The following is a 24,435-nucleotide window of genomic DNA, read 5'->3' on the forward strand; positions in this document are numbered from 1 at the left end:
TGCAACAGGAGATATACCGATGAGCGAGCCGCTTTCCGACAGCGCCCTCGACCAGCTCTTTCGTACCGCGCGCACATACAACGGCTATCTCGACCAGCCGGTGTCCGAGGCGCAGCTCCATGCGATCTGGGATCTGGTGAAATTTGGGCCGACCAGCGCGAACAGCCTGCCGGCGCGCATCGTCTGGTGCGTGTCGGACGAAGCGAAGCAGAAGCTCGCGGCGCTGGCGCTGCCGGCGAACGGGGAGAAAATCCTGAAGGCGCCGGTGACTGCGATCATCGGGATGGACACCGAATTTTACGAGCTTCTGCCCGAACTCTTCCCGCACGCCGACGCGCGCAGCTGGTTCAAGGGCAATGACGCGCTCGCCCATGCGACCGCCTTCCGCAATTCCAGCCTGCAGGGCGCCTATTTCATCCTCGCGGCGCGCGCCTTGGGCCTCGATACCGGGCCGATGTCGGGGTTCAACAACGATGCCGTCGATGCCGCTTTCTTCGCCGACCAGCCGACGGTGAAGAGCAATTTCATCTCGACGCTGGGCTATGGCGACCCCACGAGCATCTTCGAACGCAGCCCGCGTCCGGGCTTCGAGCGCTTCAACACCATTGTCTGAGGGGCGAACGCTCGTCATCGATAGCGCCAGCGAGGCCTGTTCGGTCGCGCTGGTCGAGGATGGGCGCGTCGTCGACTTCCGCCACGAAATCATCGGCCGCGGGCATGCCGAGCGGCTGGTCCCGCTGATCGCCGAGCTGGCCGACGGCGGCCGTGCCGCGTCGATCGCGGTCGGCTGCGGTCCCGGCAGCTTCGCGGGTGTCCGCATCGGCGTCGCCGCCGCGCGCGGCCTGGCGCTCGGCTGGAGCGTTCCCGTGCGCGGCTTTGCCACCCCATCGCTCGTCGCGGCCGCGGCCGCCGCAGAGATTGCCGCCGCCGGGGGCGGATTGCTGGTCATGGAGGGCGGGCACGGCCAATGGTTCGTCCAGCCTTTCAGCGCCGATCTGTCACCGCGCGACACGGTTCGCTCGCTGCTGCCCGAAGAGGCGGTGCTGGCCGGCGACGCCTTCGTCTTCGGCAATCGCGCCGAGGCCTTTGTCGCGCGCCGCGGGTCGGGGAACGCGCTCGCGATCTTGCCCGACACCCGCGCCTTCTCGCGGCTTTCCGCCGCGGCGTTGTTCGACAACCCCAGCCCGATCTATGGCCGCGCCCCCGACGCCAAGCCGATGGCGATCGCGTGAGCGGCGCCATCCATCTCGCGGCTGCCCGTGTCGGCGACATCGGCGCGGTGATGCGGGTGATGGAGGCGGCGTTCGACCCCGCCTATGGCGAGGCGTGGAGCGCCGCGCAGTTGCTCACCCTCTTTGCCTTGCCCTCGGCGCGCGTGTGCGTGGCGTGGGACGGCGAGGCGCCGGTCGGCTTTTCCGCAGCGCGGATCGCCGGACCCGAAAGCGAATTGCTGCTGTTGGCGGTCGATCCCAAATGGCGCGGACGCGGGGTCGGCACTTTATTGATGCACGATTGGCAGCATTGGGCCAAGAGCCAAGGCGCCGTAGAGTATTTCCTTGAAATGCGGGCCGATAATGACGCGATTCATCTGTACGAGAGGTGCGGATTTTTGGAGTGCGGACGGCGTCCTTCTTATTATCGCGGAAGCGATGGCGTATTGCGCGACGCAATCACCATGCGCCGGCACTCGGATTCAACGATGAGGTAGTCATAGGCCATTGCGGCATTAGAACCAAAATGGCATGAATGCGTAGCAGATGAATATCGACCCATGATTTGTCTGCTCTCCTTCTGAAGCTAGCAGACAAGGAATTTTCCAACATGTCGGATCAAGCCGATACGAATGAAATGCTCGTCACCCTGACGGCCGATATTGTCGCTGCGCATGTCAGCAACAACAGTGTCGCCATTTCGGATCTCGCGATCCTGATCAACAATGTCCATGCGGCATTGTCGAACCTGGGTGACAAGCCGGTGGTTGAAGAAAAGCCGGTGCCGGCGGTTTCGATCCGCGCGTCGGTGAAGCCCGACTATATTGTCTGCCTTGAGGACGGCAAGAAGCTGAAGATGCTGCGCCGCCATCTGATGACGCACTATGGCCTGACCCCCGACGATTATCGCGCCAAATGGGGCCTGCCCGCCGACTATCCGATGGTCGCGCCCGACTATGCCGAACGCCGCCGCGCGCTGGCGAAGGAAATCGGGCTCGGCACCAAGGGCCGCGGCGGCGGGCGCAAACGCAAGAAGGTCTGAGACTTTCGGCGATGCGAGACGGACGGGGGGCGGTTCCGGAAGGGGCCGCCCTTGTCCTATTTGCGACGCGTGCCTATACAGTTTGCACCACTATAGATCCGACTGCATCTTGCAGGAAAGGCCCGCATGTCCGGTAATATCGACCTCGAAGCTTTGTGCCACGAAAAGGGGCTGCGGATCACCGAACAGCGCCGCATCATCGCGCGGGTGATTTCGGATTCGGAGGATCATCCCGACGTCGAGACGCTTTATGAGCGTGCGTCGAAACTCGACAGCGGCATCTCGATCGCGACCGTCTATCGCACCGTCCGCCTGTTCGAAGAGGCGGGGATCCTCGACCGCCACGACTTCGGCGACGGTCGCTCACGCTACGAAGCGGCGCCCGAGGCGCATCATGACCATCTGATCGACGTCGAAACCGGCAAGGTCATCGAATTCGTCGATCCCGAGCTCGAGGCGTTGCAAAAGGTCATCGCCGAACGGCTGGGCTTCCGCCTCGTCGACCATCGTATGGAGCTTTATGGTGTCGCCATCGATCGCAAGCGCGACTGATCGCGCATCGATCACTTGGCGAACGATCGCCCGTCTGGCCCTGATGGTGCTGACGCTGCTGTTCCTGATCGTCCCGCACCTGCTCTACCGCGCCGTCGGCCGCCCGTCGCCGATGGTGATGGCCTTCCTCAACGCCGTCGGCTGGATCGCCGGCCTCCGCATCCGGACGACCGGCACGCGGCTGCGGCGCGACGTATTGTTCGTCTCCAACCATGTCAGCTGGCTCGACATCCTGGCGCTCGGCGGCGCCGCGCGCTCGGCGTTTGTGTCGAAGGCGGAGGTCGGCACGACGCCGCTGGTCGGCTGGCTCGCCGACCAGAACCACACCATCTATGTGCAGCGCGAGGCGAAGCGCGAGATCCACAATCAGGCGAACGAACTGCGGAGCGCGCTCGCGCGGGGGCGCCCGGTGACGCTCTTTCCCGAGGGCACGACGGGTCCCGGCGACGGTCTGCTGCCGTTCCGCGCCTCGCTGTTCCAGGCGATCGTTCCGACCCCGCCGCGGCTGCGGGTGCAGCCGGTGCTGCTCGATTATGGCGAGCAGGCGAACGACATCGCCTGGCTCGACCCCGAATCCGGTCTCGACAATTTCAAGCGGCTGCTCGCGCGCAAGCGGTCGATCCCGCTGACGATCCACTATCTCGATCCGCTTCCCGAGGCGGCGGAGCAGGACCGCAAGGCGATCAATGAGGCGGCGCGCGCCGCTATTCTTGCGCGGCTCGCCGCGGTGCGCCCTTCCGCCGGCCCGCCGCATCGCCTATAGCGCGCCGATGAAATCCGACTCCCCCCAGAATCTTCAGAAGACTTTCCACGTCAAATCCTTCGGTTGCCAGATGAACGTCTATGACGGCGAGCGTATGGCCGAGATGCTGGGCGCCCAGGGTTATGTCGCGGCCGCCGATGGCGCCGACGCCGATCTGGTCGTCCTCAACACCTGTCACATCCGGGAAAAGGCGGCCGAAAAAGTCTATTCGGACATCGGCCGACTGAAGCGCGAGGATGGCAGCACGCCGACGATCGCGGTCGCCGGCTGCGTCGCGCAGGCCGAGGGGGCCGAGATCGCGCGCCGCGCGCCGAGCGTCGATGTCGTCGTCGGCCCGCAGGCCTATCACCGCCTGCCCGATCTGATCGCCCGCGCGGAGAGGGGCGAGAAGGCGATCGACCTCGACATGCCGGTCGAAAGCAAGTTCGGCGCGCTGCCGAAGCGCGCCGGCGGCCAGCGCCCGACCGCTTTCCTGACCGTGCAGGAAGGCTGCGACAAATTCTGCACTTACTGCGTCGTGCCCTACACGCGCGGCGCCGAGATCAGCCGGCCCTTCGCCGACCTGATCGCCGAGGCGCGCGCGCTCGTCGCGGGCGGGGTGCGCGAGATCACCTTGCTTGGCCAGAACGTCAATGCGTGGGACGGCGAGGACGACAAGGGCCGGGCGATCGGCCTCGACGGGCTGATCCGCGAACTCGCGCGCGAAGACGGGCTGGAGCGCATCCGCTACACGACCAGCCATCCGAACGACATGACCGACGGGCTGATTGCGGCGCATGGCGAGGTCGAGAAGCTGATGCCCTTCCTCCACCTGCCGGTGCAGGCGGGCAGCGACCGCATCCTCGCGGCGATGAACCGCAGCCATTCGGTCGAAAGCTATTTGAAGGTCATCGATCGCGTCCGCGCCGTGCGTCCCGACATCGCCGTCTCGGGCGATTTCATCGTCGGCTTTCCCGGCGAGACCGAGGAAGATTTCCAGGCGACGCTCGATATCGTCCGCGCGACGAACTACGCCATGGCCTACAGCTTCAAATATTCGCGCCGCCCCGGTACGCCCGCGGCGACGATGGGCGATCAGATCGACGAAGCGGTGATGAACGACCGGCTCCAGCGCTTGCAAGCGCTGCTCAACGAACAGCAGCAGGCGTTCAACCAAGCCACCGTCGGCCGCACGACGCGCCTGCTCCTCGAACGCAAGGGCAAGCTCGACGGCCAGCTGATCGGCAAGTCGCCCTGGCTCCAGTCGGTGCACGTCACCGCCCCCGGGCTCAAGATCGGCGATATGGTCGATGTGCGGGTCATTTCGGCGGGGCCGAACAGCCTCGGTGCCGAACCGCTGATGGAAGCGGTTGCCTAGTGCCATCCGCTACTTCTATTCCGTCTGTGCTGAGCTTGTCGAAGCACCGTCCTTCTTCTTGCAGCGTCCAAGAAAAGAACGGCCTTTCGACAAGCTCAGGGCGAACGGTTAGATAATGCTGACCCTGCCGATCTGAAGGAGCCTTGCCCACGTGTCCAAACGCCCGATGACCGCCGCATCCCCCGCCGAACCCGGCGATCGCGTCCGACTGACGGCCGAATTTGAACGGACACAATTGCTGGGCATCCTCTTCGGCGAGTTCGACCGCAACCTCGTCGCGATCGAGAACCGCCTCGGCGTCTATATCTCGGCGCGGGGCAACCGCGTCCAGATCGAGGGCGAGGCCGAAGCCGCGGCGCGCGCGCGCGACGTGCTTACCGACCTCTACAATCGCATCGAACAGGGGCAGGAGGTCGACGCCGGCATGGTCGACGGCGTGATCGCGATGTCGGCGCAGCCGACGCTCGACGGCATCATCCGTCACGACAAGAATGAAGCGCCGCCGATCATGATCCGCACGCGCAAAAAGACCATCGTCCCGCGCGCGCCATCGCAGGTCCCCTATATGCAGGCGCTCGCGCGCGACGATGTGATTTTCGCGCTTGGCCCGGCGGGTACGGGCAAGACCTATCTTGCGGTTGCGCAGGCGGTCGCGCAGCTCATCACCGGCAGCGTCCAGCGCCTGATCCTGTCGCGCCCCGCGGTGGAGGCGGGCGAGAAACTCGGCTTTCTGCCCGGCGACATGAAGGAAAAGGTCGATCCGTACCTCCGCCCGCTCTACGACGCGCTCCACGACTGCCTGCCGGCCGAGCAGGTCGAGCGCCGCATCGCGAGCGGAGAGATTGAGATCGCGCCGCTCGCCTTCATGCGAGGGCGCACGCTCGCCGACGCTTTCATCATCCTCGACGAAGCGCAGAATACGACGATCCCGCAGATGAAGATGTTTCTCACCCGCTTCGGTATGAACAGCCGCATGGTCATCTGCGGCGACCCGAAACAGGTCGACTTGCCGATCCCGGCGACCTCGGGCCTCGCCGACGCGGTCGGACGGCTCGAAGGGCTGGAGGGCATCAACGTCAGCCGCTTCACCAGCGCCGACGTCGTCCGCCACCCGATCGTCGGGCGGATCGTCGAGGCTTACGAAGGGCCGGGCAGCTAAGGCGAGCTCAGCTACCGACCTTCCTGACCATCACGGCGACCGCTTCGCCGCCGTCATCATCGGGCTGACCATGTTCGGTGGTCCGGTCCTTCGACGAAGAGCTGACGAAGACCTGCAGTCGCATAGGGGCATTCCCGGCCGGCATCATGCCGTGTGCTGCGGGGGTAGGGCGATCGCGATGGGTCCCGCGACGGCCCGTCACACCTCAGGGGGCGGCCGCGCGGTTGTGGCGGACCAGATTGTCGCGCAGTTCGACGATCTCGCGCTGCACCTTGAAGAAATCGGCGCCGAGCCCGGTCGCGTCGAGTAGGGCCGCGCCGGGGTCCTGATCGACCAGCGCGCGGCCCGGCGGCAGCAGCGCGATCCGCACCTGCCGTTCGTCCGCGGCATCGCGCTTGCGCTGCAGGTAGCCCAGCGATTCCAGCTTCTTCAGAATTGGGGTCAGCGTGTTCGATTCGAGGAACAGCTTCTCGCCGAGCGCGCTCACCGTCACATCATCCTCCTCGGCGAGCGCGACCAGCGTGATATATTGGGTGTAGGTCAGCCCCAGCTTGTCGAGCAGCGGCTTGTACGCGCGCCCGAAGGCGAGGTTCGCCGAATAGACGGCGAAGCAGATGAAATTGGACAGCTGCGGCGCGGGCTTGGCGGCCTTGGGGGAGGGGGGCATCGGGACATCTCCTGACTGGATCGCGCCTATATAGATCGTATGCGATTAAATCGCAATATCCGGACGTCGCTTTTGGTTAAGACCGCCGGTTGCAAACGCTGGTCGCCGGCCTATCGTCGGCGTGTCGCACAAAGAGTCGATCGCTTTCTCATCGAGGAGCCGGGACGGATCCGCCTTCCAAAGGCGCTGGTGCCGCCGATCAACGCGGGCGGCGACGACCAGCATTGGTGGCAATTGACCGACCTCGTCACGACCAGCGATCAGATCGAGGCGAAATACAAGCTCAACGGCCTCAATCACCCCAAGCTCAGGATCGACCGCACCACGGGCGAGATCGTGATCAAGGGCTTCGGTCAGGACTTCCACGGCCGCTGCGACCCGGTCGATCCGGGGCAGCGCCGCTTCTGACCCCGCCGTTTGCTACTTCGCCCGGGCGCCGTCGACGCTCCAGATACCTGCGCCGCGCGTCGCGATGAACAGGAACAGGAAGGAATAGAGCGCGATCGTCTCGCCGCCGTTGGCGATCGGATAGAGCCCGTTGCTGCCATGCGCGACCCAATAGCCGACCGCCGACATGCCGCTGGCGAGGAACGCCGCGGGGCGGGTGAAGAGGCCAAGGACGATCAGCCCGCCCGCCACCAGCTCGATCGCACCCGCCGCGTGCAGCATCGGGTTCAGCGGATAGGGAAAGGCGACCGGGAAGTTGAAGAATTTCTGCACGCCGTGCGCGAGGAACAGCAGGCCGGCCACGATGCGGAGCAGCGCATAGGCCTGTTCGGTAAAGCCATCGAGAAACTTCATGGATATCCCCTCCCTTGCTTCGGATGGGCGATGCTAGTGCAGCTTCGCCGCGCAAAAAAGCGTCTTGTCCGAAACGAAGCGTTTCCAATGGCTTGATCCGGCCGTGAAGAAGGCAATCGCACCCGCCGCAGACTTCTCCGCCGCCGATGTCACCCGCGCTCCGCCAATATGTCGTAATGCCGCCCGATGCCGTGGCGCGTGAAGCGCGCAAAGCCGGCATCGCGCAGCCGCCCCTCGATCGCGTCGGCATCGGTCCAGCGCGCGTCGACCTCGTAGAAGATCGCCGCGATCCGGTCGCGATGCGACGACGCCATCAGCGCCTCGACCACCGTCTCCTCATGCCCCTCGACGTCGATCTTGACGATCAGCGGCGCGGCGCCTTCGAGCAGCGCATCGACCCCCGATATGCCGAGGATGCGGATTTCCTCGCCGCCGTCCGCCGCTGTTTCGCGGAGGCTCGCGACCCCGCTATGCGCCCCGTCGGTCGCGATCCGCGCCATTCCCGAATGGAGCGAGACCGCGGCATGTACCGGCCGGATCGTCGCCCCCGCCGCGTTGAGCGCGATATTGTCGCGAAGCAGCGCAAAGGTCGCCGCCACCGGCTCGAACGCCACCGCCGCGGCGCAGTGCCGGTTGCGCGCCGCGAGCAGGCTGTAGAGCCCCTGGTTCGCCCCAATATCGACGAAGGCAAAGGGCCGGTCCTGCGCCGCGATATAGTTCGACAGCGCGCGGCCATAGGTGCCATAGCGGCAATATTGGAAGGTCCGGTCGCGCCAGTTTGCGCGCATCCGGACCCCATAGCGCGACGTCACGACCGGCTCCGACCGCGCCAGCGGCAGCGCGGCCAGCACATGCACCCACGCCTTGTGGAGCGTCTTGCGCACGCCATAGTCGAGGAAGCTCTTGAGCGGGGAAGCAGCCGCGACGCTCATTGGCGCGCCATATAGTCGAGGATCGCTTCGGCCGCGCGTTCCGACGAGGGGCGCTCCTGCAGGTCGAAGCTATAGGCGAACAGGCTTTCCTGCCGCTCGCGCATCGCGGGTGTCAGGCGCGGCTCCTCGGCAAATGCGGCGTCCAGCTGATCGATGTCGTCCAGCACATGCCCCGCGCGCCAGTGCGTGAAATCGGGATTGCCCTGCCAGTCGTGGCCGTGCGGATTCAGGAAAAAACACGGCCGCGGCCGGCGGATGAACTCGTACACCTGGCTGCTCGCATCGCCGATGTAGATGTCGGCGGCGTCGGTATAGGTCATGTCGAACAAGGCGGGGCCGCCGGTGTCGATCAGCATATGGTCATGCTCGTAATGGTCGGCGCGCGGGCCCCGATTCCAGCCAAGCGCAAAGGGCGAGAGCGAGGCGGTGATGCGCTTCTTGAACAGCATGACATGCGGCGCGAAAATCAGATTGTAGCGGTCGCTCCTCGCGAACCAGTCCAGGACTTGCGGTCCCATCCGATACCAGGACGACAGCGCGGGCGAGGGATGCGGGTTGTAGAGCACCGTCGGCTGGTCCTTCGGGAACAGGCGCGGCCGGTTCGGCGGCGCGAGGTCGAATTTCGGATAGCCGACGATCGCATGGCCGCCCTCCTTCAGCTGGTCGGCCGCGGCCAGCCGGTCGCGGATCTTTTCCCCCGACAGCAGCACCAGATCGAACCGGCCGCTCGCCTTGTCGAAGCCGATCGCGCGGTCGCCGGCGCCATGGCGCGTGTGGATGAGCTTCAGCGCCTCGAGACCGAAGATCGACTTCAGCATCAGCGAGGTTTTTTCGGGCACGACGAGCGCGTCGAGCGCGCGGAAACGGTCAAGGTTGCGGTGCAGCGTCGAGACGATGTCCGCGGGGATCGCCCGCCCGCTGGCGCGGTTCGCCGCGCGCGCGAGCCTCGAGGGCGGGTGCAGGCGGATGATCTCGGGCGCCGGGCCGGGTGTTGCCGCGGCCATGCGGCGGACCTCGCCCTCGCAGTCTTCGGACACGAGCACGCTCACCCTGGCGTTGGTGCCGCGCCGCAGCAGAGCCAGCGCGACAGGCAGCGCGTGCGCGACCTGATGCCCGCCATGATGGTTGAAGAGAAAGCCGATGTGCATCGCGCTCACCGCCGCCAGTCCACCACCGGCCACCCGCGCGCCGCCGCGAGGCGCCGCATTTTCGCCGACGGGTTCACTGCGATGGCCTCGTCGGCAAGCTCGAACATCGGCAGGTCGGAGGCATGGTCGGAATAGAAGCGGATATGTGCGGCGTCGCGCTCTATGCCCGCGCTCGCCATGAAGGTCTCGACCTGTGCGCGCTTGTCGGCGCCATAGCAGTTCGCCGATACGATCGCGGGGGTCAGGCGGCCGTCCTGCCAGCTGGAAGCCGTCGCGACGACGTCGGCGATGCCCAACCTCCGCGCCAGCGCGGCGGTGTAGAAATGCGGCGCCGCAGTCGCCAGGACGATCCGCCGCCCCGCCTCGCGCTCGGCCTCGATCAGCGCCAGCCCTTCTGCGTACAGCCCGCCCGCGACCAGACGCTCGGCGAAGCGATCGGCGAGCCGCGCCGCCTCGCGCTCGGGCAGCGCGCCGCCCAGCGTGACCCAGTGCATCGCCTGCTTCATCCGGCAGCGCGGGATCAGCTTCAGCGCATAGAGGAGCGCGACCGGCAGCAGCAGGGGGAGAAGGAGCAGGCGCCACGGCGCGCGGTTGCGCACGGCGAACCACAGGAAGGGGGTGTAGGTCGGGAGAACGGTCAGCGTGCGGTCGAGGTCGAAAACCGACAGCATCGCCCGCTCTGGCCGCGGCGAGGGGCGGGCCGCGTCCTTCGTCTGCCGTCTTGCCTGTGCCATCGCCTGCTCCTTTCCGGCGAAAGCAGTGGCAGCGCGGCCTGACGCGCCGATGGAGCGTTCATTTGATTTTCGACATGTTCGCCCCGCCGCTGGCGATTCGGCCCGCCAGCCGGTAACGGGAGGGCAATGCAGATATTGGTGATCGAGGATGACGCCCGCGTCGCGGAGCATATCGGCAAGGGGCTCAAAGCCGCCGGGCATCTCGTCGCCGTCGAGGACGACGGACGCCAGGGACTGTTACGCGCCGCGTCGGAGACCTTCGACCTGATCGTCGTCGATCGGATGCTGCCGGGCGTCGATGGGCTGACGATCGTCCAGACGATCCGTGCGACCGGCGACACGACGCCGGTGCTGTTCCTCAGCGCCCTCGGCGAGGTCGACGAGCGCGTCGCCGGCCTCCGCGCCGGCGGCGATGATTATCTGACCAAGCCCTTTGCCATGTCCGAACTACTGGCGCGCATCGACGTCCTCGGCCGCCGCGGCCCGGCGATCGTCGCCGAGACGAAGCTCAGCGTCGGCGACCTCGACATCGACCTGCTTGGCCAGCAGGTGCGGCGGCAGGGACGCGCGATCGACCTGACCGCCCGCGAATTCCGTATCCTCGCCTATCTCGCGCGCAACGAGGGCCGCGTCGTCACGCGCTCGATGCTGCTTGAACATGTGTGGGACTATCATTTCGATCCGCAGACCAACATCATCGACCAGCATGTCAGCCGCCTGCGGCAAAAGGTCGACCGCGGCCATGACAGGCCGCTGATCCACACGGTGCGTGGCACCGGCTATGTCATGCGGGCCGGGGCGTGAGCCCGCCGCCGTCCCGCCGCCTGTGGCGCAGCTTGACGCTGCGGCTGGGGATGATCTACGTCGCCCTGTTCCTGACATCGACCGCCGCCATGTTCGGCGCCGCCTATTGGATCGGCGTATACCAGCCATTGCTGACGGAGGCGGCGCTGGTCCGGCAGGAGGCGGGCAATCTCGCCGCCATTGACCGCGCGGGCGGGCGCGACGCGCTGATCCGTGCGCTCGATGCGCGCCGCGCGAGCGGCCCCCGCCGCGCCTTTCACGCGCTGATCGCGCCTGGCGGCAAGGCGGTCAGCGCGACGCTGCCAAGCTGGCCCGGCACACCCGTCGCCGGCTGGACGACGCTGGAGGCCGACGTCTATCTCGCGGGGCAGGAACAGGATTATGAGGCGCTGGTGGTCGAGCGCCGCCTCGACGACGGGGCCAGGCTGATCGTCGGGCGCGATGTCGAGGATATCGACGACCGCGACGAATTGTTCACCATCGGCTCGGCGTGGCTGATCCTGATCGCCGCCGCGCTTGCGATCGGCGGCAGCGTCGCGATGAGCCGCGCGGTCGGGCGCCGCATCGACACGGTGACCAAAACGGCGCAGCGGGTGATGGCGGGCAGCCTGACCGAACGCATTCCGCTGCGCGGCACCGGCGACGATTTCGACGAGCTTTCGGGCACGCTCAACCAGATGCTCGGGCGGATCGAGGAAGCGGTCGAGGCGGTGCGGCGCGTGTCGGACAATGTCGCCCATGAACTGCGCACGCCGCTCGCGCGTCTTCATGCCGACCTCGACGACCTTCGATCGACGAGGGATGAGGGCGAGCGCCAGCGCCTCGCCGACCAGGCGTTCGCGGAGGCGGGGCGGCTCCAGTCGATCTTCGACGCCCTGCTGCGCATCGCGCGGATCGAGAGCGGGCGGCATCATGTGGGCTTCAGGCCGGTCGATCTGTCGACCCTGCTGGCCGATGCCGTCGAATTCCATCTTCCCGATGCCGAGTCCCGCGGGCAGCGGATCGAGAGCCGCATTGCGTCCGGCCTGACGCTCGCCGCCGATCCGAACCTGCTGTTCCAGGCGGTGTCGAACCTTCTCGACAACGCGATCAAATATGGCGGCCGTGGCGGCACGGTAACGGTGGGGGCGGTGCAAGCCGGATCGGGCGTGACGATCGAGATATCGGACGCCGGTCCCGGCATCCCCGCTGCCTATCGCGAAAAGGTCACCGAGCGCTTCTTCCGCCTGCCCGATACCGCCGGCGAGCCCGGCACCGGCCTTGGCCTGTCGCTGGTCGCCGCGATCGTTGCGCTCCACAAGGGCGCGCTGGAGATCGGCGATGCCGGGCCGGGCACGCGGGTCAGACTGGCGCTTCCCTGACGAACGGCAATTTTTCGCTGTCCTCCATTGCGCCGCCGCGATAGCGTCGAAGCCATGCTATTCCCCATCCAAACCCCGCGGGGCACAATGCGATTTGCGCGTGAAGTTGCACAGTTTTCCATGGCTTTTTCGATCCGGCGGCTTCCGTGCTGAGCGTCGAAACCTATGAAGCCACGCCTTGGCCCGACGCGCTCGACTGGAAAGCCCGCGCCGCCGAAGCCTCGGCCGCGGCGCTCGCTTTGACGCCCTTCGCATCGCTGGCCGACGCCGCGCCGCTCGTCGAAATCTCGATCCGCCTGACCGACGATGCGGAGGTTCATGCGCTGAACCGCGACTTTCGCGGCAAGGACAAGCCGACCAACGTGCTGTCCTTTCCGCAAGTGCAGGCCGACCTGCTGGTCGGTCTCGCCAACAGCGACGATGGCGAGCTATTGCTCGGCGATATCGTGCTCGCCCGCGAAACCTGCGTCCGCGAGGCCGCCGAGAAGGGGGTGTCGGTCGAGGATCATGCGACCCACCTGATCGTCCACGGCACGCTCCATCTGGTGGGGTATGACCATATGGATGACGCCAGCGCGGCGGCAATGGAGGCGCTCGAAGTGAAAGCGCTTGCATCGCTGGGCCTCGCCAATCCATATGCGGATCAGGACTAACAGGGAAAAGTGACGCACATGCCCGACGATCAGGGGTCATCGAACCGATCGGAAGACGACAGTAGATCCGGCCTTTGGGCCGGCATCCGCACATTATTGTTCGGCGGCGAGAAAGAGCCGTCGTTGCGCGAGCAGATCGAAGACGTCATCGACGAAGCCGAGGAAGACAGCGACGACCGCCGCGGCAGCAACGCGGTCGGCGACCTGTCGCCGATCGAGCGCAAGATGCTGCGCAACCTGCTGCACTTCGGCGAGCAGACCGTCGACGACGTCGCGGTGCCGCGCGGCGAGATCATCGCGATCCCTGAAAGCGCCAGCTTCGAAGCGGTCGTCGCGGCCTTCGCCGAGGCGGGGCACAGCCGCCTGCCGGTGTATCGCGAGACGCTCGACGAGGTTGTCGGCATGATCCACGTCAAGGATGTGTTCGCGGTGCTCGCCGAAAAGCGCACGCCGCCCCCGCTCCTCGACCTGATCCGTCAGCCGCTTTACGTGCCGCAATCGATGGGCGTGCTCGACCTGCTCGCCGACATGCGCGCCAAGCGCACCCACCTGGCGGTCGTCATCGACGAATATTCGGGCACCGAGGGGCTCGTCACGATCGAGGATCTGGTCGAGGAAATCGTCGGCGAGATCGAGGACGAGCATGACGACGAACCGGCCGTGCTTTTCGCGCCCGGCACCGATGGCTGCTGGGAGGCCGATGCCCGCGCCGAGCTCGACGATATCGGCGAAGCGGTCGATCCGCGGCTCGGCGAGGTCGACGAGGATGTCGACACGCTTGGCGGGCTCGCCGCGGTGCTCGCGGGACATGTCCCCGAAGTCGGCGAGATTCTGCATCATCCGAGCGGCTGGCGCATCGAGGTGACCGAGGCCGACGAGAAGCGCGTCCATCGCCTGCGGCTTCATCCGCCGGTCGAGGTCGACCTGGAGGCGCCGGGCACCCGCGAGGAGTTCTGACGCGATTGCCTTTGCCGGCTTAGGGGACTAGGCGAGGGCGGATGGAAGTTTCCGATCTTCGCATCGCCCTGTTCAGCGGCAATTACAACATGACGACCGACGGCGCGAACAAGGCGCTCAACCGGCTCGTCGGCTACCTCCTGTCGCAGGGCGCGGCGGTGCGCGTCTATTCGCCGACCGTCGCGCATCCCGACTTCGAGCCGACCGGCGATCTCGTCAGCGTGCCGTCGATGGCGATCCCGAACCGCCCCGAATACCGCATCCCGCTCCATTTCTCGTCGCGGGTGCGCGAGGACATCACCAAGTTCGCGCCGAACATCCTCCACATCTCCAGCCCCGACCGCGTGTCGCGGCAGGCCGCGGCGTGGGCGCGGCGGCGCAAGCTGCCCGTCGCCTGCTCCGTTCATACCCGCTTCGAGACCTATTTCCGCTATTACAACCTCTCGTTCCTCGAACCGATCGTCGTCGCCTGGCTGCGCAAACTCTACCGAAAGTGCGACGCGCTGATCGCTCCGTCGGAAAGCTTCGCACAGGTCCTTCGCCAACAAAGGATGAACTACGACATCGGCATCTGGACCCGCGGGGTCGAGCGCGATGTCTTCAGCCCGTCCCAGCGCGACGGCAACTGGCGGCGGAGCTGGGGCATCGCCGACGATGTCCCCGTCATCGCCTTCCTCGGCCGCCTGGTGATGGAAAAGGGTCTCGACGTCTTCGCCGATGCGATCGACCAGCTGAAGCGGCGGGGGGTGGTGCATCGGGTGGTGGTTATTGGCGAAGGACCTGCGGGTGAGTGGTTCGAATCGCGGCTGCCCGATGCGAAGTTCGTCGGCTTCCAGGGCGGCGAGAATCTCGCGCGGGCGCTCGCTTCGTGCGATATCTTCTTCAACCCCTCGGTGACCGAGACCTTCGGCAATGTGACGCTCGAGGCGATGGCGTGCGGGCTGCCGGTGGTCGCGGCGCGCGCCACGGGCAGCGCGAGCATCGTCAAGCACGGCCAGACCGGCTATCTCGTCGCGCCAGGGGCGATCGGATTGTTCGCCGACGATTTGGAACTCTATTGCCGCGATCCCGAGCTGCGCGCGAAGCATGGCGCGGCGGCGCGGGCCGAGACCGGCGCCTATCAATGGGACGCGATCAACCAGTCGGTCGCCGACACCTATGTGCGCCTGATCCGGCAGAAACAGCGGCGCGGAGTCTGAGCCGGTGACGGACCTGTTCGGCGACGATGGTCCTGCACAGCCCGACGTCCGGACGGGTCCGGTGCCGCTCGCGGAGAGGCTGCGGCCGAAAAGCTTGGCCGAGGTCGTCGGGCAGGAGCATCTGACCGGCCCTGACGGCGCGATCGGGCGGATGGTGGCGGCGGGACAATTGTCCTCGATCATCCTCTGGGGGCCGCCGGGCACGGGCAAGACGACGATCGCGCGCCTGCTCGCCGAAGCGGTGGGGATGCGATTTGCCCCCTTGTCGGCCGTCTTTTCGGGCGTTGCCGACCTCAAGAAGGCGTTCGCCGATGCCGAGAAGATGGCGGGGGCGGGCAAGCGAACGCTGCTGTTCGTCGACGAGATCCACCGCTTCAATCGCGCGCAACAGGACGGCTTCCTGCCCTTCGTTGAGCGCGGCACCGTCGTGCTCGTCGGCGCGACGACCGAGAACCCGAGCTTCGCGCTCAATGCCGCGCTGCTCAGCCGCGCGCAGGTGCTCGTGCTCAACCGGCTGGGCGAGGCGGCGCTCGGCACGCTGATCGAGCGCGCCGAGGCCGAGGTCGGGCACCGCTTGCCGGTGACCGACGAAGCGCGCGCGGCGTTGATCGCGAGCGCCGACGGCGACGGGCGATTCCTGCTCAACCAGGTCGAAACGCTGTTTTCGGTGACGCTCGACGCGCCGCTCGACCCGGCCGAACTGGCGCAATTCCTGCACCGCCGGATGCCCGTCTATGACAAGGATCGCGACGGCCACTACAATCTGATCTCGGCGCTCCACAAGGCGATGCGCGGATCGGACCCGCAGGCGTCGCTCTATTGGCTGGCGCGGATGCTCGTCGCCGGCGAGGAGCCGCTCTACGTCCTGCGCCGCATCACCCGCTTTGCGAGCGAGGATATCGGCCTCGCCGATCCGCAGGCGTTGGTGCAATGCCTGGCGGCGAAGGACGCCTATCAATTCCTGGGCTCGCCCGAAGGCGAGCTAGCGATCGTGCAGGCCTGCCTCTATTGCGCGACCGCGCCCAAATCGAACGCCGCCTATATGGCCCAGAAGGCCGCGTGGGCCGCAGCGCGCGAGACCGGCAGCCTCGCTCCGCCAGCGAATATCCTCAACGCCCCGACCAAGCTGATGAAGGATTTGGGGTACGGCGCGGGCTACAGCTACGATCACGACGCACCCGAGGGCTTTTCGGGCGACAATTATTGGCCCGACGAAATGGCGCCCGCGGAACTCTATCGCCCGGTCGATCGCGGCTTCGAGAAGCGGATCGCCGAGCGCATGGCGTGGTGGGACGAGCGGCGGCGCGAGACGAGGGGAGACTGATGCCGGAGCCGCGCTTCGATAGCTGGGACGATGTCGTCGCTTTCGCCTGCGCGCTGCCCGAGGTCGAGATGCTCGCTTTTTATGGTACGCCCTGTCCGAAGCTCAACGGCAAGGCGCTCGCCGCGCCGGGGCGCGAGGCGGGCAGTTTTGCGGTGATGTGCAAGCCCGACGAAAAGGAAATTCTGCTTGAAACCGATCCCGACACCTTCTGGCAGACCCCGCATTACGAAGGCTGGCATGCCCTGCTCGTCCGCTTCGGTTCGGCCGACCCCGAACGCGTCGCCGACGTCATCCGCCGCGCCTGGTGGGACCGCGCCAAGAAAGCGCAGCGCGCTGCTTTCGGCGAGCGGCCCTGAGATGCTGCGGCGGCTGGCCCTCGGCCTGGCGCTCGGCGCCGCTGCGCTGCCCGCGCAAGCCGCCGATCCGAATGCCGAGATCAACCGCGCCTGGGCTGCGGGCTATCGCGCCGCCTTCACCTGCTCGGCGCTGTGGAACGGGGCGGGCAAGCCGCTCGACGCGATCGAGCGCGACGAACTGACCGGCATCTATCCCGAGATCGAGGCCGATGTGCGTGCGCTGAAGGCCGACATCGACGAAAAGACAAAGATCGTCAGCGTCAAATACCGCGACGATATGCCGCCGCGCTTCGCAATGTGGGATCGCGGCGAAGGCTGCGTGACCCTGCCGATCGGCGCGTCGCCGGGCCGCGTCGAAGGGTTTCTCAATCATGGCCGCCCGCTGCTCGACGACCAGCTTTGGCCGCTCGGCGACAAGGATGCGGCACGGCCGCGGCCCCGATCGCTGACCGCGGTCGAGCGCGCCACCATCGATATGGAAAGCTTCGGCGGCCGGTCGAGTTCGCTGCTGATCGTGAAGAACGGCCGGATCGCCGTCGAGCGCTATTGGCTCGGCCACGATCTCCATACCGCGCAGCGCACTTTTTCGGTCGCGAAGTCGATGGCGGCGACCTTGGTGGGCAACGCCGTCTACAACGGCTGGATCGACGTGACGGCGCCCGCGATGATCGCCGAGTGGCAGTCGCCCGGCGATCCGCGTGCCAAGATCACGACCGAACAGCTGATGCGGATGGCGAGCGGGTTGACGAGCGACACCGCGGGCAACCGCAGCGACGCCATCTATATGGGCGGTGCGTCGGTGCGCCAGTGGACCACGCAGTGGCCGCTGCTCAATCCGCCCGGCAGCCGCTATCGCTACGCCAACAACGACACGATGCTGGCGGTGCTGTCGCTGAAGGCCGCGCAGCAGAAGGCCGAGGACGCGCGAAACCAGCGCTCGGCGGCGATCCGCCGCGACATGGAGCTCAATCCGAACAAATTCTTCGACCGGCTCGGCATGACGCGCACCGTCGCGGAGCGGGACAAGGACGGGGATTATATCCTCTCCAGCCAGGTCTGGACGACCGCGCGCGACCTCGCGCGGCTGGGGCTGCTCTATCAGGACGACGGGATATGGCAGGGCAAGCGGCTGCTGCCCGAGGATTGGCGCCGCTTCGTCACAAGCCCAAGCGGGCCGCAGCCCGAGGGCGCGTTCGGCTATGGCGCGGGCTTCTGGCTGCTGAACAAGTCGCCCGGGATTCCCGCCGATGCGTTCGGCGCGTTCGGCAATCGTGGTCAGTATCTGATCGTCATTCCCTCGCGCCAGCTCGTCATCGTGCGGCAGGGCTATGACGACGACAAGCAGCGGCTCGATATTGCCAAGCTTGTCGCCGCCGTGGTCGCAGCGGACGACAAGCGACGCTAGTTTTGTGATCCCCGGCAAAAGCCGGGGTCCACGACACCGATGGGCCCCGGCTTCCGCCGGGGATCACCGATGTGACCCGCCCTCAATCCATCCCAGGATAGCGGTTGAACGCGGGCATTTCGTCGAGCTTTGCCATCCAGCCGATGCGTTCGGCGAGCTGGATCTGCGCGCCCGCGGGGATCAGGTCGGGGTCGTCGAGCGTGCCCGACTGGACGTCGATCTGGCCGGGGAAGATCGCCTCGTTGGTATAGAAGAGGCCGGTGCCGCATGTCCCGCAGAAATGCCGGCGGCCATGCTCCGACGAGGCATAGATTTTCGGGCTGCCGCTGATCTCCAGATCGGCCTGGCCGACCAGCGCCCAGCCGACCATCGGCGCGCCGGCGTGGCGGCGGCAGTCGCTGCAATGGCAGAGCGCATGATGCTCGACCGTGGTCGGCATCGAATAACGGATCGCGCCGCAATGGCATTGGCCGGTCGCGCGGGTGGGGGACTCGCTCATCATTCTCTCCTCATCTTGGCGGAAGAGAACATATCATAAACATTTGTGCCGAAGCAATTACCCTGGAGGTCAATCGGCGGTATCGCTGAGATCGACCTTATGCGTCTTCGCCCAGTCCAGATATTGCCCGCGCGGATCGGCGGCGGGCTGGGACAGGATCGTCCCGATGTCGGCGCGCAGCTTGCCGAGGTCGAGCGAGCGGATCATCGCCTTGACCGGGGCGACCCCCGCCGGGGTGATCGACAGCCTTTCGATCCCGATGCCGAGCAGCGCCATCGCCTCCAGTGGCCGTCCGCCCATTTCGCCGCAGACACCGAGCGCGACCTTCGATCCTTCGACCGTTCGCACGACGCGGGCGAGGTAGCGCATCACCGTCGGCGACAGCCAGTCGTACCGTTCGGCAAGCCGCGGATGCGCGCGATCTGCGGCAAAGAGGAATTGCGTCAGGTCGTTGGTGCCGATCGACAGGAAGTCGAGGTGCGGCAGCATCAGGTCGAGCGTTTCGACCAGCCCCGGCACCTCGAGCATCGCGCCGTAACGGATCGCGACGGGCAATTTCTTGTTGTGGCTTGCAAGCCAGGCGCGCTGCTTCACGAACAGCTCGCGCGCCGCCTCATATTCCCATGGTTCGGACACCATCGGGAACATGACGTTGAGCGTGCGTCCCGCGGCGGCCTCCATCAGAGCGCGCGCCTGCACCTTGAGCAGGCCCTCGCGTTCGAGCGCGAGGCGAAGCGCCCGCCAGCCCATCGCCGGATTCTCCTCCAGCGCGGTGTCGGTGTTCATGTAGGGGAGCGCCTTGTCGCCGCCGATGTCCACGGTGCGGAAGATGACGGGGCGGTCGCCCGCCGCATCGAGCACGTCGCGGTAGAGGCGCTGCTGGCGCTCGCGCGCGGGCAGGGTCGCCGAGACGAGGAACTGGAATTCGGTGCGGAACAGCCCGATGCCGCGCGCGCCGGTCAGGTCGAGCGCGGCGATGTCTTCGCGCAGCCCCGCGTTGATCATCAGCTCGATAGGCACGCCGTCCTTGGTGACCGCGGGCAGGTCGCGCAGCGCGGCGAGATTGGCGCGGCGTTTCTGCGAGAGTTCCAGCTTGGCGTCGAACGCGTCCTGCACCGCCTGCGTCGGGCGGACATGGACCGTCCCCGCGCCCGAATCGAGCAACAGCAGATCGCCCTCGCGGATCGAGGTGCGCACGTCGCTGACGCGGCCGATCACCGGCACACCCATCGCGCGTGCGACGATGATGACATGCGCGGTCAGCGAGCCTTCCTCAAGCACGACGCCCTTCAGGCGGCGGCGGTCATATTCGAGCAGCTCGGCGGGGCCAAGGTTGCGCGCGATCAGGATCGAGTCCTGCCGAAGGCCGACTTGCGCCGCGGTGCCCATCTGCCCCGACACGATGCGGATCAGCCGGTTCGACAGATCCTCAAGATCGTGCATGCGATCGCGCAGCAGCGGATCGTCGATCTGGCGCATCCGCATCCGGGTGCGCTGCTGGACGCGCTCGATCGCGGCCTCGGCGGTCAGGCCGCTATCGATCGCCTCGTTGATCCGGCGCGACCAGCCCTCGTCATAAGCGAACATCTTGTAGGTCTCGATGACCTCCTCATGCTCGCCGCCGACGCCGAATTCGGCCTGGCTCGCCATGCGGTCGATCTGTTCGCGCATCTTGTCGAAGGCGGCATAGACGCGGTGGCGCTCGGCCTCGACATCGTCGGCGACCGTGTGCTCGATGGTGATCCGCGGCTGGTGCCAGACGGCGACGCCCGCGCCCATGCCGTCGACAAGCTTCTGCCCGCTGAGGCGCTGGGCCGACTGGTCGGCATTTGCGGCGTCGGTGCGCGCGGCGGTATCGACCAGGTCGGCGTTGGCGATCAATTCGGACAGCACCATCGCGACCGTCTGCAACGTCTCGATCTCGATTTCTTCGTAGCGGCGCGGCTCGGCGTGCTGGACGCAGAGCACGCCGACGGCGCGCTCGCGGCGGATGATCGGGACGCCGGCGAAGCTGTGGAAAAGCTCTTCGCCCGTTTCGGGACGGTAGGAGAAGTCGGGGTGCGCCGCCGCTTCGTCGAGGTTCAGCGTCTCGATCTGCTCGGCGATCGTGCCGACCAGGCCTTCGCCGAGGCCGAGGCGGGTGACATGGACAGCCTCCTGCTTGAGGCCGCGGGTCGCATAGAGTTCGAGCGCGCCCTCGCGCAGCAGATAGATCGAGCAGACCTCGCTGTGGAGGCATTCGCCGATGATGCCGACGACCTGGTTGAGCTTGCTCTGCGCGTTGGTGCGCGCCGCCATCACCTCGTGAAGCCGGGTCAGAATGGTCCGGGCCGACTGCGCCGCAGTCGAGGGAGGGGGTGGAGCGTTGGTCATCGCTCCACCCTGCTAACAGATGCTTTCACCCGTTGCTACGACCACGGTTCAATTTCGCGTCAGCGCTGGATCGACGCCACCTGCACGCCGCCGCGGCCGCTGCGCCACGCCGCCAGATCGTCCTGATACCGGGCGTAGGCATGGTAGAAGTCGATGAACGGCCGGTCGAGTTCGGCAAGCAGCGCCGGCGCTCTTGCCACCACGTCGTCGGCGCTCATCCCGCTTACCTGCGCCGCGATCGATCCGGCGGCGGGGCAGAATTGCTTCTGCGCCGGCGGCTGGGCGAAATAGTTGAACAGCTTCGTCGACATCTTGTCGCGCGCCGGGACGCCGATGCGGGCGATGACGGCGCCCTCGGCCGAGCGGATCAGCCCGCCATGACGGGCGATGATATTGTTATAGTCGGCGACGAGCTGCAGCGATCCCGGATGCCGGCACCCGATCGCGGCGACGTTGAGCGCGATGCGCAAGTTCCAGAACGCCGCGTGACCGGTCAAATCACGATTCGGCGTTACATAGGCCCCCTGCGCATCGCGCGGCGGCAGGCGCAGGTTGGCGGCGGCGAAGCCCGGCGCCTGCGGTTCCTGCTGCATATATTGCGCTGCTGCGGGCGCAGCAGCGAGGGTCGCCGCGCACGCCGCGGCGAGTCCGATCCATCTGGTCATGTTCCCAATTCCCTCAAGGCTCTTGCGAGCGAAGCCGGACGGTTCCGGCAAGGGCGACGATAAGGGGAAATCGGGAGTCGAAAGGTTATCCGAAATTCATCATGAACGGCTCGGAAAGCCTGTTGGGAAGCGAAGCTTTCACTATGCTGGGGCGCGCGGATGATTGGCCGGAAAGCCCGGCGCGCCGGGCTTTTCCAGACCTTTCTGTGGCCGCGGCGCCGCGCCGTCGGCGGCATGACGTCACGGGACGTCGTCAGCCGCCGCGGCGAAATGCGACGAACCGAATGAAATCCCGTCGCTGTCCTCGCGCGGCGTTGCAACGATGCAACACCATCGCGCCGCTAAGGGTCAGATGCCGGCCGGCGAGGGGGCGGGCTGAACCGGGCTGGCGACGGGCGCGGGCGCGCTCATGATCGCCGGCGGAGGGGCATATTTCGCGTCCCATGCCGCGGCGTCGAGCTGATATTTGGCATAGGCCTCGTAGAAGTCGAGGAACGGCTGGTCGAGCGTCGCCAGGTGGCCGGGCGCGGCGGCGATGACCTGCGCGGTCGGGGTCGACGAGACGAGCTGCGCGACTTCGTTGGCGCGCGCGCAGAAGGCGCGCTGGGCGGGGGGCTGCGCGAAATAGTTGAAGAGCTGGGTCGAGAGGCGGTCGCGCTCCTTGATCCCGTTCGTCTTGTTCGCCTTGCCGAGCTCGCCGATCACCGTCTTCTCGGTCGATTTGATCACCTTGCCGTGGGTCTTGATGATATTGTTATAAGCCGAGACCAGCGTCGCCTCCTCGAGGCCGCGGCAACCGATCGCGGCGACGTTGAGGCCGATCTTCAGCTGCCAGAAGGCCTTGTCGCCCGTGATGCCGCTGTTCGCCGTCACGAAACGGCCGTCGATCGAGCGGCCGGGCAGGATTTGGGTCAACGAGGCGTTGCCCGGCGGCAGCGGGCGCGGCGGGATGACGACCACGACCGGCGGCGGTGGAGGCGGCGGGGGCGGGGCGACGGGCTTCGGCGCACAGGCGGCCACGCTCGCAAGCAGGCCTGCGACGATGATCTTACGCGACACATTCATGATCTTCTCCCCAACCGCCCAACTATGCGGTCTCAACCCCGGGCGTGCAACGCGGCTTCGGCCTGTTGCACCAAAGTAGCGATGATATCGGCAACGCTCTCTTCGGACGTTACCATGCCGACAGATTGCCCTGCCATTAACGAGCCGCCATCGACGTCGCCGTCGATGACCGCGCGGCGCAGAGCGCCCGCCCAATAATGTTCGATTTGCAGCTGCGCCTCCATCATGTCGACGCTGCCTTCGTCCAGCAGGTTCGCGACTTCGCGCTGCTTTGCGGTGAAGGCTTCGGTGCCGTTGTTCTTGAGCGCGCGCACCGGGATGACCGGAAGGCGCGGGTCGATCTGCACGCTGGCGACGGCGTCGCGCGCCGACGCGCGAATGAAGGCCTTTTTGAAATTGGGATGCGCGATGCTCTCGGTCGCGCAGACGAAGCGCGTTCCCAGCTGAACGCCGGAGGCGCCCATTTCGAGATAGCCCGCAATCGCTTCGCCGCGGCCGATGCCGCCGGCGACGAAGATCGGCACCTCCCCGGCGAGACTGGGCAGGATTTCCTGCGCGAGCACGCTGGTCGACACGGGGCCGATGTGGCCGCCGGCCTCCATGCCCTCGATGACGAGCGCATCGACGCCCGAGCGCACCAGCTTCTTTGCGAGCGCCAGCGTCGGCGCAAAGCAGATCACCTTGGCGCCCGATGCCTTGATCGCCTCGAGGCTGCCCTTCGGCGGCAGGCCGCCCGCGAGTACGACATGGCCGATCCGGTGCTTCGCGCAGACGTCGATCAGATCGAACAGCTGCGGATGCATGGTGATCAGATTGACCCCGAAATTGCGCGTCGCGAGCGCCTTGGTCGCGGCGATCTCGGCATCGAGCAGTTCGGGCGTCATCGCGCCGCAGGCGATCACGCCAAAGCCGCCCGCGTTGCTGATCGCGCTCACCAGATTGCGTTCCGAGACCCAGCTCATCGCGCCGCAGAGAATGGCATAGTCGCTGCCGAGAAGTTCGGTTCCGCGCGCCATCAGGTCGTTAATTTTGCTCATCGGCTGGGCCTTTGCCAGCCTTGGCGCGCCGGCGCAATCACTTCGGCGGCGAACGGCTTCGGCTTGTCGCAAGGCGGAATCCGTTTGGCGCGGCAACTTCACCTTTGGGCGCAGAAAGCAAATTTAGCCTTTGTCAACTAAAACGCTTAAGATACGGTTCGCCCGACTCATATGCAGGGAAGGGTAATCATGAGCACTCCCAAAGAACAGCCGAAGGGTGAAAACGGCGCAACGCCGCGCGCTGTCCAGACTGTGCTCGACGCTCTGGACAAACTGAAGTTCGGCGCGATCCAGCTGACCGTCCACGAGGGGCGGCTCGTTCAGGTCGATGTGACCGAACGGCATCGCTACCCCAACTGATCTCAACAGCT

General features: G+C 66.5%; 28 protein-coding genes. 18 read left to right on the plus strand and 10 right to left on the minus strand.

The window, feature by feature from the left end:
• The first annotated feature begins 19 nt into the window (after positions 1 to 19).
• From ATE67_RS11245 to ATE67_RS11280, 8 genes are all read left to right on the plus strand, one after another.
• Positions 20 to 613, plus strand: coding sequence for a malonic semialdehyde reductase (locus tag ATE67_RS11245; RefSeq protein WP_058816784.1), 594 nt, complete (start codon positions 20 to 22; stop codon positions 611 to 613).
• On the plus strand, positions 606 to 1,232 hold the full coding sequence (tsaB, locus tag ATE67_RS11250; RefSeq protein WP_058816785.1) for a tRNA (adenosine(37)-N6)-threonylcarbamoyltransferase complex dimerization subunit type 1 TsaB: 627 nt from the start codon (positions 606 to 608) through the stop codon (positions 1,230 to 1,232). The genes ATE67_RS11245 and tsaB overlap by 8 nt, the downstream gene beginning before the upstream one ends.
• Entirely contained in the window at positions 1,229 to 1,708 is a 480-nt protein-coding gene (locus ATE67_RS11255) for a GNAT family N-acetyltransferase (protein WP_231728128.1), read from the plus strand. The genes tsaB and ATE67_RS11255 overlap by 4 nt, the downstream gene beginning before the upstream one ends.
• A gap of 113 nt (positions 1,709 to 1,821) precedes the next feature.
• Positions 1,822 to 2,253 carry a MucR family transcriptional regulator gene (locus ATE67_RS11260; protein WP_058816786.1) on the plus strand — a complete coding sequence of 144 codons (432 nt, stop codon included), beginning with the start codon at positions 1,822 to 1,824 and terminating at the stop codon, positions 2,251 to 2,253.
• 126 nt (positions 2,254 to 2,379) lie between these two features.
• A complete protein-coding gene (locus tag ATE67_RS11265) occupies positions 2,380 to 2,805 on the plus strand; it encodes a Fur family transcriptional regulator (RefSeq protein ID WP_039575806.1) in 426 nt (141 codons plus the stop codon).
• Positions 2,774 to 3,568 (plus strand): lysophospholipid acyltransferase family protein, encoded by a 795-nt coding sequence (locus ATE67_RS11270; protein WP_231728129.1) that lies wholly within the window; start codon positions 2,774 to 2,776, stop codon positions 3,566 to 3,568. Before ATE67_RS11265 ends, ATE67_RS11270 begins: the two co-directional genes overlap by 32 nt.
• A gap of 7 nt (positions 3,569 to 3,575) precedes the next feature.
• Entirely contained in the window at positions 3,576 to 4,925 is a 1,350-nt protein-coding gene (miaB, locus tag ATE67_RS11275; RefSeq protein WP_058817065.1) for a tRNA (N6-isopentenyl adenosine(37)-C2)-methylthiotransferase MiaB, read from the plus strand.
• A gap of 166 nt (positions 4,926 to 5,091) precedes the next feature.
• Positions 5,092 to 6,084, plus strand: coding sequence for a PhoH family protein (locus ATE67_RS11280; RefSeq protein ID WP_231728153.1), 993 nt, complete (start codon positions 5,092 to 5,094; stop codon positions 6,082 to 6,084).
• 205 nt (positions 6,085 to 6,289) lie between these two features.
• Here the strand turns inward: ATE67_RS11280 and ATE67_RS11285 are convergent, their stop codons facing one another.
• Positions 6,290 to 6,751 carry a MarR family winged helix-turn-helix transcriptional regulator gene (locus ATE67_RS11285; protein WP_058816788.1) on the minus strand — a complete coding sequence of 154 codons (462 nt, stop codon included), beginning with the start codon at positions 6,749 to 6,751 and terminating at the stop codon, positions 6,290 to 6,292.
• Between the two features lie 72 nt (positions 6,752 to 6,823).
• Between ATE67_RS11285 and ATE67_RS11290 the strand changes: the two genes are divergently transcribed.
• A complete protein-coding gene (locus ATE67_RS11290; protein ID WP_156416993.1) occupies positions 6,824 to 7,159 on the plus strand; it encodes a hypothetical protein in 336 nt (111 codons plus the stop codon).
• Positions 7,160 to 7,171: 12 nt separating this feature from the next.
• On the opposite strand, the gene ATE67_RS11295 is transcribed toward ATE67_RS11290, so the two are convergent.
• The 4 genes from ATE67_RS11295 to ATE67_RS11310 form a co-directional block, all read right to left on the minus strand.
• Positions 7,172 to 7,552, minus strand: coding sequence for a DoxX family protein (locus tag ATE67_RS11295; RefSeq protein WP_058816790.1), 381 nt, complete (start codon positions 7,550 to 7,552; stop codon positions 7,172 to 7,174).
• Between the two features lie 149 nt (positions 7,553 to 7,701).
• Positions 7,702 to 8,484 (minus strand): FkbM family methyltransferase, encoded by a 783-nt coding sequence (locus ATE67_RS11300; RefSeq protein ID WP_058816791.1) that lies wholly within the window; start codon positions 8,482 to 8,484, stop codon positions 7,702 to 7,704.
• Positions 8,481 to 9,632 carry a hypothetical protein gene (locus tag ATE67_RS11305; RefSeq protein ID WP_058817066.1) on the minus strand — a complete coding sequence of 384 codons (1,152 nt, stop codon included), beginning with the start codon at positions 9,630 to 9,632 and terminating at the stop codon, positions 8,481 to 8,483. The genes ATE67_RS11300 and ATE67_RS11305 overlap by 4 nt, the downstream gene beginning before the upstream one ends.
• Before the next feature lie 5 nt (positions 9,633 to 9,637).
• Complete coding sequence (locus ATE67_RS11310; RefSeq protein WP_231728130.1) at positions 9,638 to 10,366, minus strand: HAD family hydrolase; 729 nt, start codon at positions 10,364 to 10,366, stop codon at positions 9,638 to 9,640.
• Positions 10,367 to 10,492: 126 nt separating this feature from the next.
• Here ATE67_RS11310 and ATE67_RS11315 point away from each other — a divergent pair, with 126 nt between their 5' ends.
• The 8 genes from ATE67_RS11315 to ATE67_RS11350 all read left to right on the plus strand — a co-directional run bounded on the left by ATE67_RS11315 (position 10,493) and on the right by ATE67_RS11350 (position 18,425).
• A complete protein-coding gene (locus tag ATE67_RS11315) occupies positions 10,493 to 11,170 on the plus strand; it encodes a response regulator transcription factor (protein WP_058816792.1) in 678 nt (225 codons plus the stop codon).
• Positions 11,167 to 12,531: a HAMP domain-containing sensor histidine kinase gene (locus tag ATE67_RS11320; protein WP_058816793.1), complete on the plus strand. Its 1,365-nt coding sequence runs from the start codon at positions 11,167 to 11,169 to the stop codon at positions 12,529 to 12,531. Before ATE67_RS11315 ends, ATE67_RS11320 begins: the two co-directional genes overlap by 4 nt.
• Positions 12,532 to 12,677: 146 nt before the next feature.
• On the plus strand, positions 12,678 to 13,184 hold the full coding sequence (gene ybeY / locus ATE67_RS11325) for an rRNA maturation RNase YbeY (RefSeq protein ID WP_058816794.1): 507 nt from the start codon (positions 12,678 to 12,680) through the stop codon (positions 13,182 to 13,184).
• Positions 13,185 to 13,202: 18 nt separating this feature from the next.
• Positions 13,203 to 14,141 carry a hemolysin family protein gene (locus ATE67_RS11330; protein WP_058816795.1) on the plus strand — a complete coding sequence of 313 codons (939 nt, stop codon included), beginning with the start codon at positions 13,203 to 13,205 and terminating at the stop codon, positions 14,139 to 14,141.
• 41 nt (positions 14,142 to 14,182) lie between these two features.
• Positions 14,183 to 15,340 (plus strand): glycosyltransferase family 4 protein, encoded by a 1,158-nt coding sequence (locus tag ATE67_RS11335; protein ID WP_058816796.1) that lies wholly within the window; start codon positions 14,183 to 14,185, stop codon positions 15,338 to 15,340.
• Positions 15,341 to 15,344: 4 nt separating this feature from the next.
• Positions 15,345 to 16,664 carry a replication-associated recombination protein A gene (locus ATE67_RS11340; RefSeq protein WP_058816797.1) on the plus strand — a complete coding sequence of 440 codons (1,320 nt, stop codon included), beginning with the start codon at positions 15,345 to 15,347 and terminating at the stop codon, positions 16,662 to 16,664.
• Positions 16,664 to 17,020 (plus strand): MmcQ/YjbR family DNA-binding protein, encoded by a 357-nt coding sequence (locus tag ATE67_RS11345; RefSeq protein WP_058816798.1) that lies wholly within the window; start codon positions 16,664 to 16,666, stop codon positions 17,018 to 17,020. The genes ATE67_RS11340 and ATE67_RS11345 overlap by 1 nt, the downstream gene beginning before the upstream one ends.
• A gap of 1 nt (position 17,021) precedes the next feature.
• On the plus strand, positions 17,022 to 18,425 hold the full coding sequence (locus ATE67_RS11350; protein ID WP_058816799.1) for a serine hydrolase domain-containing protein: 1,404 nt from the start codon (positions 17,022 to 17,024) through the stop codon (positions 18,423 to 18,425).
• A gap of 82 nt (positions 18,426 to 18,507) precedes the next feature.
• On the opposite strand, the gene ATE67_RS11355 is transcribed toward ATE67_RS11350, so the two are convergent.
• From ATE67_RS11355 to ATE67_RS11375, 5 genes are all read right to left on the minus strand, one after another.
• Positions 18,508 to 18,924 carry a GFA family protein gene (locus tag ATE67_RS11355; RefSeq protein ID WP_058816800.1) on the minus strand — a complete coding sequence of 139 codons (417 nt, stop codon included), beginning with the start codon at positions 18,922 to 18,924 and terminating at the stop codon, positions 18,508 to 18,510.
• A 69-nt stretch (positions 18,925 to 18,993) separates the two neighbouring features.
• Positions 18,994 to 21,297, minus strand: coding sequence for a phosphoenolpyruvate--protein phosphotransferase (gene ptsP, locus ATE67_RS11360; protein WP_058816801.1), 2,304 nt, complete (start codon positions 21,295 to 21,297; stop codon positions 18,994 to 18,996).
• A gap of 59 nt (positions 21,298 to 21,356) precedes the next feature.
• Positions 21,357 to 21,962: a hypothetical protein gene (locus ATE67_RS11365; protein WP_058816802.1), complete on the minus strand. Its 606-nt coding sequence runs from the start codon at positions 21,960 to 21,962 to the stop codon at positions 21,357 to 21,359.
• 348 nt (positions 21,963 to 22,310) lie between these two features.
• Entirely contained in the window at positions 22,311 to 23,027 is a 717-nt protein-coding gene (locus ATE67_RS11370) for a hypothetical protein (RefSeq protein ID WP_058816803.1), read from the minus strand.
• A gap of 32 nt (positions 23,028 to 23,059) precedes the next feature.
• Positions 23,060 to 24,064: an NAD(P)H-dependent flavin oxidoreductase gene (locus tag ATE67_RS11375; RefSeq protein ID WP_058816804.1), complete on the minus strand. Its 1,005-nt coding sequence runs from the start codon at positions 24,062 to 24,064 to the stop codon at positions 23,060 to 23,062.
• A 189-nt stretch (positions 24,065 to 24,253) separates the two neighbouring features.
• Here ATE67_RS11375 and ATE67_RS21050 point away from each other — a divergent pair, with 189 nt between their 5' ends.
• Positions 24,254 to 24,424 (plus strand): YezD family protein, encoded by a 171-nt coding sequence (locus tag ATE67_RS21050; RefSeq protein WP_082660326.1) that lies wholly within the window; start codon positions 24,254 to 24,256, stop codon positions 24,422 to 24,424.
• Positions 24,425 to 24,435: the final 11 nt, after the last annotated feature.

This window comes from Sphingopyxis sp. H050, from assembly GCF_001468265.1.
GTDB lineage: Bacteria > Pseudomonadota > Alphaproteobacteria > Sphingomonadales > Sphingomonadaceae > Sphingopyxis.